Annotated in this window: 10 protein-coding genes; 7 read left to right on the top strand and 3 right to left on the bottom strand. The window is 48.5% G+C overall.

Annotation, left to right across the window (positions count from 1 at the left end; all coding sequences use genetic code 11):
• The first annotated feature begins 48 nt into the window (after positions 1-48).
• The 3 genes from JK130_RS01515 to JK130_RS01525 all read left to right on the top strand — a co-directional run bounded on the left by JK130_RS01515 (position 49) and on the right by JK130_RS01525 (position 2,033).
• The gene (locus JK130_RS01515) at positions 49-528 is read left to right on the top strand and encodes a hypothetical protein (RefSeq protein WP_218352430.1); all 480 of its coding nucleotides are present in this window, start codon (positions 49-51) and stop codon (positions 526-528) included.
• A 247-nt stretch (positions 529-775) separates the two neighbouring features.
• Entirely contained in the window at positions 776-1,123 is a 348-nt protein-coding gene (locus JK130_RS01520; RefSeq protein WP_218352431.1) for a hypothetical protein, read from the top strand.
• 214 nt (positions 1,124-1,337) lie between these two features.
• Positions 1,338-2,033 carry a YitT family protein gene (locus JK130_RS01525; RefSeq protein ID WP_218352432.1) on the top strand — a complete coding sequence of 232 codons (696 nt, stop codon included), beginning with the start codon at positions 1,338-1,340 and terminating at the stop codon, positions 2,031-2,033.
• Positions 2,034-2,130: 97 nt separating this feature from the next.
• Here JK130_RS01525 and JK130_RS01530 read toward each other — a convergent pair whose 3' ends face one another.
• Together JK130_RS01530 and alr are read right to left on the bottom strand one after the other, a co-directional pair.
• Positions 2,131-2,910 carry a ZIP family metal transporter gene (locus JK130_RS01530; protein WP_218352433.1) on the bottom strand — a complete coding sequence of 260 codons (780 nt, stop codon included), beginning with the start codon at positions 2,908-2,910 and terminating at the stop codon, positions 2,131-2,133.
• A 55-nt stretch (positions 2,911-2,965) separates the two neighbouring features.
• Positions 2,966-4,045, bottom strand: a complete 1,080-nt coding sequence (alr, locus tag JK130_RS01535) for an alanine racemase (RefSeq protein ID WP_218352434.1) — start codon at positions 4,043-4,045, stop codon at positions 2,966-2,968.
• Positions 4,046-4,230: 185 nt separating this feature from the next.
• On the opposite strand from alr, the gene murQ reads away from it, so the two are divergent.
• The 3 genes from murQ to JK130_RS01550 all read left to right on the top strand — a co-directional run bounded on the left by murQ (position 4,231) and on the right by JK130_RS01550 (position 9,189).
• A complete protein-coding gene (gene murQ / locus JK130_RS01540) occupies positions 4,231-5,148 on the top strand; it encodes an N-acetylmuramic acid 6-phosphate etherase (protein ID WP_218352435.1) in 918 nt (305 codons plus the stop codon).
• A gap of 9 nt (positions 5,149-5,157) precedes the next feature.
• Positions 5,158-6,303 (top strand): exo-beta-N-acetylmuramidase NamZ family protein, encoded by a 1,146-nt coding sequence (locus tag JK130_RS01545; protein ID WP_218352436.1) that lies wholly within the window; start codon positions 5,158-5,160, stop codon positions 6,301-6,303.
• Between the two features lie 75 nt (positions 6,304-6,378).
• Positions 6,379-9,189 (top strand): FAD-binding and (Fe-S)-binding domain-containing protein, encoded by a 2,811-nt coding sequence (locus JK130_RS01550; protein ID WP_218352437.1) that lies wholly within the window; start codon positions 6,379-6,381, stop codon positions 9,187-9,189.
• 11 nt (positions 9,190-9,200) lie between these two features.
• On the opposite strand, the gene JK130_RS01555 is transcribed toward JK130_RS01550, so the two are convergent.
• A complete protein-coding gene (locus JK130_RS01555) occupies positions 9,201-10,991 on the bottom strand; it encodes a glycoside hydrolase family 3 N-terminal domain-containing protein (protein WP_218352438.1) in 1,791 nt (596 codons plus the stop codon).
• A 338-nt stretch (positions 10,992-11,329) separates the two neighbouring features.
• Here JK130_RS01555 and JK130_RS01560 point away from each other — a divergent pair, with 338 nt between their 5' ends.
• Entirely contained in the window at positions 11,330-12,706 is a 1,377-nt protein-coding gene (locus JK130_RS01560) for a Na+/H+ antiporter NhaC family protein (RefSeq protein ID WP_218352439.1), read from the top strand.
• Positions 12,707-12,708: the final 2 nt, after the last annotated feature.

Below are 12,708 nucleotides of genomic sequence, written 5' to 3' on the forward strand. Positions count from 1 at the left end.
ATCAGTTTTACTTAAACCAAACATTGAAGTTAAGGCAAAGGAACCGCCATGTTTAATCAAGCTATTGATAGCGTAAAAAAGTTGCAACACTGGCCTGACTGGTTGTTGTCATCATATAGCCTGTTGGGTTTTGCGGGCGGTTGGATGATTTCATTTATCGTGCTTTCAGTATGGTTGTGGCTCATATTAAGCATTTTCAGTGTGTTACTTATGTTTTTCTTTGCCATTGACCAACGGCGCAAACGTACTGCTAACGGCAGTCCCTGGGCCCGGTTACGGTGTGACGGTGAAGATATTGTGGTGAACAGTCGGCGCTGGAATAAAACCAGTATCGATTTGGTAGTGATGGGAAAATCCGAAAGCCGGGCCTGGATTCAGCTTTTGGTTAAAGAAGATGATACGGTAATGGCGCAGCTAAGCTTCGCAGCGCTTTATTTTCCAGCGGTAGAAGCGTTTTTTCGTCTTCGCCTGCCCCACGCAACCATAAAAATTATGCCCGTATTACCCTGTAATACTAAAGATTATTAACCAGAGGGCGACGGGCCTTAAACCCAAAATCGGGCTTACCCGGTCATATACTGTTCGCTAAACATTCTAAAAATAGCGTAAAGTAAATTATTTATTTTAATAACCCACTATTACATATTATCAGGCGCGAACGTGGTTATCGTAAGCCATTTAACGGCCTAGTTCGTACATAGATATTGGCGTACAAGTCAGTATTGCGAGCAATTTCAGATAATAGTGCAGTTTTAGGCGAAAAGGAGACACATGTATGTCTGTTTATCTAGGCGTTAGCGCAGGTATCTTCAGTCTTTATGTGTTGATCAATCTTTGGGCTATGCATTCTCAGCGATTAAACCGCCCGAACTATGTACTTACAGAATTAGATAGCCTGGTTGGTGTTCGCCATAACAGTTTGGCTCGTTTGTCAGCCAGATTCACCACTTTTGTAGAAAAACACCATATTCGCCGCATTCAGGTTTCGCATGAATGCCTGACACTATTCACTGACACCAACGACTTTGTAGATATATGGTTGTGCGACGAATATTTGTTTTCAAATGCCAGCCGGGCAAAGACCTTATTTCCTGATGCTGAATTTGTTCGGACCTTCGCATAATGAGCACTAAACCCTTGTTTGCATAAATTTATGCTGGTTGTTTTCACACCCCTCATACAGGCTGTTTACGTTTTTGATAAAAGTCGTAAACTCTGGCTACCGAAACGCAATTCGAAGACCTGGTTTACCTTGCCCTGCTGACTATTTTCTCATCATTAGCTGCGTATAATCGGCTCGTCTTTTGAACAGGGTTCATTTACGGGTTTCTTATCTTATGCAAAAAACAAAACACAGTTTTGTCGAAGATGTTTTCGCACTAATATGTGCTGGCTTATTTGTCGCATTCGGCGTTCACTTGTTTCAGTCTCAGGACTTGATGGTGGGCGGTGCCGCGGGTCTGGCAATGTTAGGCACTCATGCTTTGCCCATGAACTTCGGTTTACTGTTCTTTTTAATCAATCTGCCATTCTACGCACTGGCGTGGACTCAAATTAGTAAGCGATTTACTCTAAATACGTTTATTTCAGTAACTACAGTATCTGTACTTTCTGAGCAGATACCTGCATTTGTCGATATTTCCCATGCGAATCCTATCTTTATTGCTATTTTCGCCGGCGTATTAATAGGTACCGGCATGTTGATTATGTTCCGGCATAGTTCCAGTCTTGGAGGGGTGGGCATATTAGGCTTTTATCTGCAGGCGCGTTTTGGTTTACGAGCCGGTGTATTCCAGCTTAGTGTGGACACAATAATTCTACTGAGCGCCCTGGCCTTTATTGACTGGTCATTGATAATGATCTCTATTCTGGCTGCATTTTGTCTGAATCTGGTGTTGTCGCTAAATCATCGCCCGGAACGCTATGTTCCGGGTAAAAAACATCAGTCTGATGATAAACCGGTGCAGCATAGCTCTGGTCGTTCAGCGCCAGACGCTGAGCTTAGTTCAGCCTTACAGCCACAAAATAGCTAAATTTGTTGTAGCGCTGGTATCGGGTCAGGGTTTGACATGTTAATACAACGCTCTGGTTGCTTTACAAATGCCGCGACCTGATTGGTTATTTATGTCATTACAGGCTGGTATCAAGCAGCATCATAATAACAAAACCGGTGAGTAACGTGAATGTAGCAAGGTTCTGATTGCCGTTATTGTGAGTCTCGGGAATGATTTCATCGCTTATAATAAATAGCATTGCTCCTGCGGCAAAGGCCAGGGCCCACGGCATCAGTACTGCTGCTGAAGAAACCGCGATGGCGCCTATTAATCCGCCAACCGGCTCTACTAACCCAGATAAAATACCGATTAAAGCCGATTTACCTGCACTGTAACCTACCGATAATAAAGCAACAGCAACCGCAAGCCCTTCCGGAAAATTCTGTAAGCCGATACCAATTGCCAGTGTGATCCCGTTGTCCAGCTCGCCGCCTGCAAAACCCACCCCCACAGCCAGCCCTTCAGGAAAGTTATGTAAGGTTATTGCAGTAACAAACAGCCAGATGCGTCCAAGCTTGTAGTTATCGCCACCTTCGCGGCCAGAAATAAAGTGCTCGTGGGGTACATATTGATGGATGGCAAATAAGGTGAAAGCCCCCAACAGGGTGCCCGTGGCCACAGCCAAACCGCCCAGCGGGTCTGACTGATAATCGGCGCTGGCGTACTCAAGTGCCGGCAATAGTAGTGAAAAAAAGGTGGCGGCTAACATGATGCCAGCGGCCAGACTTAACAAACCGTCTTCCATACGTCGCGACAAACGACGTATAGCAAATACTCCGAGGCTGCCCGCTGCGGTTCCAAGGCTGGCACAAAAGCTGGCCGTAAAACCCATTAAAATAACATCGCTGGCTGGCATACACGCTCATCAATACAACAAAGTGTTCTTTATAACCGGATGACCCAGGGTTGGTTCACTTCTGAACGTGGGAGTCACTAACCCGGGGCACCCTGGCCGACACCCGCGTGATAAGTTCATAAGCAATAGTATCAGCGCTTGCTGCAATTTCATTCACCGACAAATTCTGCCCCCACAATTCCACTAAGTCGCCCACTTTAACGTGCTCAATATCTGTCACATCGATACAAAGCATATCCATAGAAACGCGGCCAGCAAGCGGTGCGCGTTGCCCATGAACCAGCACCGGCGTACCGTTTTGGCAATGGCGCGGATACCCATCACCATAACCAATACCTACCGTTGCTACTTTACTATCACGTTTAGCCCGCCAGATTTGTCCATAGCCCACCCCGTCGCCTTTGGGCACTTGCCGCATAGCTATGATACTTGCCTGTAAGGTCATTACAGGTTGTAGCGCCAGATTACACGGGCGCGGATACGCCGGATTCACACCGTACAAGGCGACTCCCAACCGGTTCCACTGTGCGTAAGTTTCAGGCCAGTATAAAAGTGCCGGAGAATTAGCGATAGATAACGGTAAATTCACCTTACGGGCAAGCGCTTCAACTTTGCTGGTTTGCTGCTCAGTAAAGTTGTTATCCAGCTCGTCGGCGCAGGCCATATGTGTTACCAACACACTGTGTTCATTCAAAAGGTGCTGATAACGTTGTACCAGTTCGGGCACCCGTTCAATACTTAGCCCTAGCCGGTGCATGCCGGTATCAACTTTAAGCCACAACTGCACAGGTGAGTTGGCGGTATTAATCCAGTCCAGCTGCGCCTCGCTGTGCGCCACTAAGGTAAGCTGATATTGAGCGGCAAGGTCACAATCGTGTGGTTGATGTGGGCCTTCTAATACAATAATCGGTGTTGCTATGCCGTGCTTTCGCAGATGTACCGCTTCTTCGGTAATGGCGACCGCAAAGGCGTCGGCCTGATGCTGCAAGGCCTGCGCAATAGTAAGAGCGCCATGGCCATAGGCATCTGCTTTAATAATTGCCATGCTTTGACTGGTTGGCGCCAGTGCTTTTAGCGCCTTTAAATTGTGCTGCAGCGCATCAATGTGAATGATAGCCCGGGTTTGTCTGCTCAATGTACTTTGCCAGTCAGTTTGTGTGTTACCAGGTTTTTATATTATCACGTTTTATAGTTACCATAAGGGCTTAGCCGTTATGCAAACGGCTAATTCGAAGTAAAATATGCTATGGTAATCAAATTCAGAATCACCCTTTTAAACCTGAATTTTTGGCCTGTATTACCTGATTCAAAAGGAACCCCATGAGCGACTCCCATGCCGATATTATGCTGCAACTTAATCAACTGCTCTCTGAGGGCCGCAACCCGGATACTTTGGATATTGATACCGGCTCCAGCCTGGATATTGTCACGGCAATAAACCAGGAAGATCATAAGGTTGCCCCTGCTGTTGCGGACCAGCTGCCCCAATTAGCGCAGGCGGTCGAGCTAACTACAGCGCAGCTGCAACAAGGCGGCCGGCTTATCTACATTGGTGCAGGGACCAGTGGCCGGCTGGGCATACTAGATGCTGTAGAGTGCCGTCCCACATTCAGTGTGCCCGATGATCTGGTAGTGGGGGTTATTGCCGGTGGCAAAACCGCGATTGAGCACGCGGTTGAAGGGGCTGAAGATAACGAAGCTCAAGGCGTCGCCGATCTCAAAGCGCTGAACCTTGGCAAAACCGATGTGCTGGTAGGTCTTTCGGCCAGTGGTCGTACGCCGTATGTTGCAGCAGCATTAGACTATGCAAATGAGCAAGGCTGCGTCACCATTGCCGTGGCCTGCTCGCCCAATAGCCGCATACTTTGTCAGGCCCGCGTTGCGATATGCCCCCAGGTGGGACCCGAGGCCCTGACCGGCTCTACCCGCATGAAATCGGGAACCGCGCAAAAGATGGTATTAAATATACTATCTACTGCGGTTATGATTAAACTTGGCAAAACCTACTCAAACCTGATGGTTGATGTTCATGCCAGTAACAATAAGCTGCGGGCCCGAGCAGTACGAATCGTTATGCAGGCTACCGACTGTGATGAGCCTACGGCCCAACAATCGTTAAAAACCGCTCACGGAAACACTAAAGTAGCTATTTTGATGTTACTTGCCCGGTGCGATTTCGCGCAGGCGGAACAACTGCTCGCACAGCATCAGGGCGTATTGCGCTCATCGTTGTCCTAAGGTTAATTTATGCTACGCATTTGTTTGTTGATTGTGTTGTTGTTCGGGTGGCTCAACGCCGCCAGCGCTATTACGGTAGGGGCTGAACAGCCTGATAAATACCTGCCCTTGCTAGAGGGTCAGCGTGTGGGGCTGGTGGTTAACCACACCTCGGTGGTGGAGACCACGCATTTGGTCGACTTTTTACTGTCAAAAAAGGTTAATGTGACCCAGGTAATGGCGCCGGAACACGGGTTTCGGGGTAATCTGGGCGCGGGCGAAAAGGTACGCGATGGTACCGATCCTAAAACAGGCTTACCGCTGTTGTCGTTATATGGTTCGGTGAAAAAGCCAACTGCGGCTATGCTTGAAAATATCGATGTTCTGATCTTCGATATTCAGGATGTAGGCGCCCGATTTTACACTTATATCAGCACATTACACTATGTACTGGAAGCCGCTGCACAGTATCAAAAGGCGGTGATAGTGCTGGACCGCCCCAATCCTAATGGCGCATTTGTAGATGGCCCGGTTCGTAAAGAAGGATTTGTTTCGTTTGTGGGCGTCGACCCCCTGCCGGTTTTACATGGTATGAGTGTTGCTGAGCTTGCCCAAATGATGAAAGGCGAGCAATGGATAAAGCATGCCGACAAATTATCGTTGCATGTAGTGCCGGTGGCAGATTATCAGCGTGATATGCGCTATTCGCTGCCAATAGCGCCAAGCCCTAATTTGCCTAATGATATCGCCATAAGGCTGTATCCTTCGCTGGTGTTTTTTGAAGCCACCCGCGTGAGTGTGGGGCGTGGCACTGATCTGCCCTTTCAGGTGGTGGGTCATAATACTGTACCGCTGGGCTCGCTTGCGCTAACTCCCGACTCACGACCGCAAGCGCCACATCCAAAACTGGAGAATGAACCAGGCTATTACCGAGATATGCGCCAAAGTACGATAAAAGGGCTTGATCTGAGCGTATTGATTGAAACTTACCAGGCTTTTGCCAAAGCCGGAGAGCCTTTTTTCGACCGGCCTGATTTTATGGACAAACTTGCAGGCACCGACACCCTGCGTAAAGCAATTGTCGCGGGTCATAGCGAAGCGCAGATACGTGCTGACTGGCAGGCTGAATTAGCCCGGTTCAGGCAACGGCGACGTCCTTACCTGCTGTACCGGTAACCATCCGCACAGTATTGTTCGCTTTGGTTGTACCTACACATATAATTATCCAACAATTTCTTAGGTGGCATCAGTATGACAGAACCACAGACCAGCAACTGGCAGGGTTTTGTAACACAACTCGATGGTATATTACCCGCTGCCAGACAAACCACTGACTTAGCGCGCCGGGTTGCTTATAGCACCGATGCCAGCTTTTATACGCTGATTCCAAAGCGGGTATTGTGGCCCGACAATACCGAAGAAGTTCGGCGTATATTGCAATTGGCTAAACGCTGGCACATACCGGTTACCTTCAGAGCGGCCGGAACCAGCTTATCGGGTCAGGCCATCAGTGATTCGGTTTTGATTATGCTTAATCAAAACTGGCGACATGCCCAGGTGTTACGTGAAGGGCGTCAAATTCGGATGCAGCCTGGCCTTATCGGGGCGCAGGCAAATCGTATGCTGGCACCTTATGCGGCTAAAATTGGTCCCGACCCTGCTTCTATAAATACATGTAAAATAGGCGGCATCGCCGCTAACAATGCTTCGGGCATGTGTTGTGGGGTTAAACACAATACCTATCACACACTGGCTGACATGCATCTGATTCTTACTGATGGCACCGAGCTAAACACCCGCAGTTTGCAGTCTTGCAAAAAATTCAGCCACAAGCATAAAAAGCTATTAGCCGAACTTACCGGGTTGCGCGACGAAGTTCGCGAAAACCCGACGCTTCGTGCCCATATAGCGCACCAGTTCAGACTTAAAAATACCATGGGATATGGGCTCAACGCTCTGCTTGATTATGACGACCCGCTGGATATTTTGACGCATTTGATCATTGGCTCAGAAGGGACGCTTGGTTTTGTTGCCGAAATTACTTTACATACAATACCAGTAGCCCCGGCCCGGGCCAGTGGTCTGTTCATTTTTGAGAGTGCTCAGGCGGCGTGTGCGCACATACCTTATCTTAAAAAATACGGAGCCGAAGCCGTGGAGTTGATGGACAGCCGCGCATTGCAGCGGGTTTCCACTCAATTAAGTAACATAGGTACTATTGCAATCAGCCCTTCCTGCGTGGCCTTACTGGTTGATATCAGCGGGACATCACAAGCCAGCCTTCAGGCAAATATCAATCAGTGCATGCAGACAATTGATGCAGATATTCACAGTAAAAAGGTTCAGATTGGCTGTTCTTTTACGCAAACCCCAGAAACCATTGAACGCTTGTGGCAGATTCGCAAAGGATTATTTCCGGCGGTAGGCGCGGTTCGCGAAAGCGGGACCACGGTTATTATTGAAGATATCGCGTTCGACCTTTCAAATTTAGCCATGGGTTTACACGCACTCAACCAGCTGTTTGACCGCTACAATTACACCGAAGCCATTGTTTTTGGACACGCACTTGACGGTAACCTGCATTTTGTTTTTACCCAGCGTTTTGATACCCCTGCTGAACGCCAGCGTTATGATGCGTTTATGCAAGATGTTGTCGAGCTGGTAGCCGATAAGTTTGATGGCACTTTGAAAGCCGAGCACGGAACAGGACGAAATATGGCGCCGTTTTTAGTGCATCAGTGGGGAGCGCCGGCGGTAGCGATTATGCAGCGTATAAAACAATTGCTGGACCCTGAGAATATACTTAACCCAGGGGTTATTTTTAGCGATGATTCGAAATCGCACTTACAACACCTCAAAGCCTTACCCCCGGTCGACCCACTGATTGATAACTGCATTGAATGTGGTTTTTGTGAGCCGCAGTGTCCGTCTAAAGATCTTTCTGTTACCCCGCGCCAGCGCATTGCGCTGATGCGGCGTATGTCTTTGTTAACCGAAGAACAACAAAAAACCATAAAACAACAGCAAACCTATCTGATAGACACCACCTGTGCTGCCACCAGCATGTGCGCGACCAGTTGTCCGGTAAATATTGATACAGGTGCATGGGTTAAAAAACGTCGTTCGCAGCAAAACCCTGATGCTGCGGCAATGATGGCCCGGCATTTAGCGGGCAGTCACAAACTGGCGCGTAGCTCGCTGACTCTGGCTCACTGGGCATCACGAGCCTTGCCGGTAAAACTATTACCTTCAGCGACTAAGCTAGTCCGGAATATTGCGCCTGGATTGCCCGAGTACTTTGAACACTTACCTAAGGGTGCGGCGCCGGTAAAGCCCCAGTCTCGCCATTTTAAGCATAAAGTTATCTATTTGCCTTCATGCGCCAACCGGATTTTTGGCGCGCCTGAAACGCAGCCTTCATTAACCGACACCGTGGTCCGTGTATTTAACAAAGCCGGCTATGAGGTGATTGTGCCTGAAGACTACAGTAAACAATGTTGTGGGCAACCGTGGCGAAGTAAGGGTAATGCTTTGGCGGCCGCACAGTATGAACATGGTTTAGCCGGATGGCTAGAGCAGCATAATCCCGGGGCCATGTGGCCGGTTATTACCGATGCCAGCTCGTGCGCGCTGCAATGCAACATCAGTGGTAACTCGGTTATTCAGGAGCTTACTGCATTTGTAATGCATCATGTTATTGAGCGTTTAACGATTTACCCAACCCGGCGACCCATAATGTTGCACACCACCTGCAGCAGTACTCAGCTAGATAGCGGCAAGCATTTAAGAGCGCTCGCCAAACAGTTGTGCAGCGAGGTGATTGAGCCTGAGGACATAAAATGTTGTGGTTTTGCAGGAGATAAAGGCCTGACCTGTCCACAGCTAAATGAAAGTGCATTAGCAACGCTACCGAGCCAAATCCCCGCCACGGCCGTTGCAGGCTATAGCAATAACCGTAGCTGCGAATTGGGCCTTAGCAAGGCCGCCGGGCTTACCTACAGCCATATTGTTTATCTGTTAGATAAACAAAGTGAAAGCAATTATGCTTACCCGGAGTCGTGAAACCAGAATGCTTAACGCTGTGACGGCAGCTCAATGCTGACCGGGGAAACGCCGCTAAATTCAAAGCGGGTAAACAGCCCTTTGGCCAGGGCATCAAAGACAGCGCCCTGTACATTTTCAGCGTTTAGCGTAGCAACATTGTATCCAAATGTCGCCAGCATAATATCGCTTACTTCGGCAAAATCCTGTGCAATATAAGGGGCTCGTAATGGGGCAAATACGGTAATTACACCCTTACGACGAGCCTGTTGCATAGTTTCTTGCAACCATTGGTGGCGCTCAGACTGCCGACTTCGGTTGCCAACCGCCTGCGCAGTGTCCATGCCCCCGGTTTCTGCGGCAGTATGTATCGGACTAATATCTGCCACTAGCAAAATATCGGTTTTTTCAGCAAGTGCTGACGCCTCTTTCTTTGGCACCTGCAACGAGTGACGGCACGTAAAGGTATGCTCAATATTGGTGCGCTTAATCGCGGTTGCCATAGCCAGGCAGCGGGCGGTGTCAGGCATAATAGCTTCAATATGCTGGTTGGCGGCCAGCGGTAGCAATGTTTTGCCTTGCAAAGGGGTCAAGGCAGCGGTGGCCAGCTGATTTTCAAGATGCTGGCTGTCTGGGTCGGGTAGTCTGTGGTTTGCTGTTTTTACCCGCTGGTCTAGCGAGCGCTTTATAAAACGATTAGCCTGGTATTGCTGTTTAACCTGCACAATATGTTGCGCCGAGGCTTGCATGGCTGTTCGGCTTAGTGCTTCGCTATCAAGCGCATCGACAACGTGGCGCTGAATACGCTCAAAATGCTGGAAGTCATCTGCATTTCTGACAGAGTATGGCATTAACGCTATGTCGGCACCCGCAGCGAAGGTTTGAACCAACGCCTGTTCAGGCGAAAAAAACTGGGCAATGCCGGCCATATCCATTGCGTCGGTGACAATAAGTCCCTGATACCCCAACTTGTTACGCAGCAAACCGGTGAGAATTTTCTTTGATAAGGTGGCCGGGACGACCGTTTGTTTACCCGCTACTGTGGTTAGTAAAGTGTCATCCAGTGCAGGGTACTGAATGTGCGCGGTCATAATCATCTGCGCGGGTTCGTCGCTATTGATAAGCCTGATAAACGGTAACAAGTCAGCGTGCAGAATATCTTCAAGACTATGGGTTACCCGGGGTAGTCCTGAATGACTATCGGTCTGCGTGTCGCCATGCCCGGGAAAATGCTTGATAGCACTAATGATGTTTCGCTGTTGCATAGCCTCTACAGCCGCGCGCCCCAGGATGGCAACCTTATTCGCATCTTCTCCATAACTTCGAACATTAATAACCGGATTCAGCGGGTTACTGTTAACATCAATTGAGGGGGCAAAATTAACATTAAAACCTAGCAAATTTAGTGCGTCCGCTAATTTGGCACTGACCTTTGCTGCAAATTGAGTTTGATGAGCGTCAAACGTAGCCCCCACAGCCATATTGCCCACAAACCGCGTAGCCATATGATCAGGCACCCTGGCGACACGGCCGCCCTCCTGATCTATCGCAATAAATAACGGCGGCAAATTATGCTGCTGCATCAGTTGTTGCAGTTCATAATTAAGCGTCACCAGCTGGGTGGTCGACGCGATATTCTGCCCAAATAAAATAACACCACCAATTGCGTTAGAGACCAGCAATTCTTTGATGGGATCGCTCAGGTGTGTAACCGGGGTTCGACATTGAGCCGCCGGGGTGTTGTCGGCGCAAAAATACCGCAAATCAAGAATCATTTTCTGACCCAGAATAAAAGTATCCGAACCTGGTTTAGGGGCCGCCATCGCCATGGATGCCTGTAAAACTAAAAAGAATAATACAATACGCATAAGTGATAAGAGATTGATATTTGCCTAATTACAAAAATGCCTGTGCAATGTTACAGGCTACACAGTAGCTAAAGGCGTTAGGAAAACATTAACGATAGCCTGTTAGCAATAAAAATTATGTTCTGGAAAATAAACTTTGCGACGTGGTTATAGGTACACTATCTCACTTTGCACCTATAGCCAGCACAAAATTTACTTTTTCAGGCCGGGGCTCTGCCTTTCATTTATACCCGAAAATAAGCGCACTGTTTCAGTAACTTTTTATACCAACCGATGTATTTGTAGGAAAAAATATGGATTGGGTGTCAGTCATCCCCCCTCTCGTGGCCATCTTTGTCGTCTTTTGGAAAAAAGAAGTCATTATGGCGCTATTGATGGCGGTTTTATGCTCAGAAGCATTAATTGCCTTCCAGGCAGCCGGGCAACACCTGGTGTTGGCGCCCATTAATTCGATAGAACGTGTCATAGACGTGGCGGCGAGTCCGGGGAATACCCGAATTCTGCTGTTTTCGGTATTAGTAGGTGCATTGCTGGCTTATATTCGCGATTCTGGCGGCGTTACCGCTACCGTGAACTGGTTGATTGGCAAAGGAGTGGCTAAGAGTCGGCGACAGGTGGGCGGGCTTACTATGTTCACCGGCATTGCGGTTTTTATTGAGTCTAATTTAAGCGTACTAACTGCCGGTATATTTGCCCGCGGATTATTTGATAAATTCAATATGAGCCGAGCCCGGCTGGCTTATATTATCGACAGTACCAGCGCACCGGTATGCATTCTGATATTACTTAATGGCTGGGGGGCCTTTGTTCTGGGTATGCTTGATACCTACGAGCTTCCTCAATCGTCGGTAAGTATTTTATGGGGCTCGGTACCACTGAATTTTTATGCATTAATTACCCTGGCTATTGTGGTTTACACCATCGTAAAAGATAAGGTACACGGCCCAATGGCCAGAGAAGACGACCTGCAGGCACAGTCTGAAACACCTTTAGAAACCACCCCGGCCACCAAGGCCCGTTTTATGTTGATTCCGTTGTTTACAATGGTAAGCAGCATGGTGGGGTTTATGTTCTGGACCGGCAATGGGGTTCTGGCCGAGGGCAGCGGCAGTAAGTCAGTGCTTTACGCTACGGTATTGGCTACCGCAGTGGCCTACCTGCTGCTTATTTCGCACCGGCAGTTTACCCATCAGCAAGCGGTTAAAACAGGGTTTAAAGGCATGGGGGAATTATTGCCTCTGGTTACTATCGTATTGCTTTCACTCACCTTAGGCAGCAGCTTAAAGATCCTTGGTACCGGTGTATTTGTATCAGGCATTGTGGGCGAGTATTTACCGGTGGTACTTATTGTTCCGATGCTGTTTTTAGCCGGAGCAGTCATGTCGTTTACCACCGGCACCTCGTGGGGTACGTTTGCCATACTGATCCCTATTGGTGTGCCGCTTATAGAAACGTTGGGGTTGCCCCCCTCGTTAGTTATAGCTGCAATTTTGGGAGGTGGCATCTTTGGCGATCACTGTTCTCCCATTTCTGATACCTCCGCGGTATCCTCAATTGCGGCTGGGTGCGATTTACTGACCCATGTTCGCACACAGTTGCCTTACGCTTTGGTTGCCGGTTCGTTAACGCTGGTAGCCTATGTTATTGCCAGTATTGTTATGATTGGATAAAT

Source organism: Alteromonas lipotrueiana, assembly GCF_019249245.1.
Taxonomy (GTDB): Bacteria; Pseudomonadota; Gammaproteobacteria; order Enterobacterales; family Alteromonadaceae; genus Alteromonas; species Alteromonas lipotrueiana.

Coding starts and splice junctions, on each gene's coding strand:
- JK130_RS01515 (WP_218352430.1), top strand. CDS start 49: ATGTTTAATCAAGCTATTGATAGCGTAAAAAAGTTGCAACACTGGCCT.
- JK130_RS01520 (WP_218352431.1), top strand. CDS start 776: ATGTCTGTTTATCTAGGCGTTAGCGCAGGTATCTTCAGTCTTTATGTG.
- JK130_RS01525 (WP_218352432.1), top strand. CDS start 1,338: ATGCAAAAAACAAAACACAGTTTTGTCGAAGATGTTTTCGCACTAATA.
- JK130_RS01530 (WP_218352433.1), bottom strand. CDS start 2,910: ATGCCAGCCAGCGATGTTATTTTAATGGGTTTTACGGCCAGCTTTTGT.
- murQ (WP_218352435.1), top strand. CDS start 4,231: ATGAGCGACTCCCATGCCGATATTATGCTGCAACTTAATCAACTGCTC.
- JK130_RS01545 (WP_218352436.1), top strand. CDS start 5,158: ATGCTACGCATTTGTTTGTTGATTGTGTTGTTGTTCGGGTGGCTCAAC.
- JK130_RS01550 (WP_218352437.1), top strand. CDS start 6,379: ATGACAGAACCACAGACCAGCAACTGGCAGGGTTTTGTAACACAACTC.
- JK130_RS01555 (WP_218352438.1), bottom strand. CDS start 10,991: ATGGCGGCCCCTAAACCAGGTTCGGATACTTTTATTCTGGGTCAGAAA.
- JK130_RS01560 (WP_218352439.1), top strand. CDS start 11,330: ATGGATTGGGTGTCAGTCATCCCCCCTCTCGTGGCCATCTTTGTCGTC.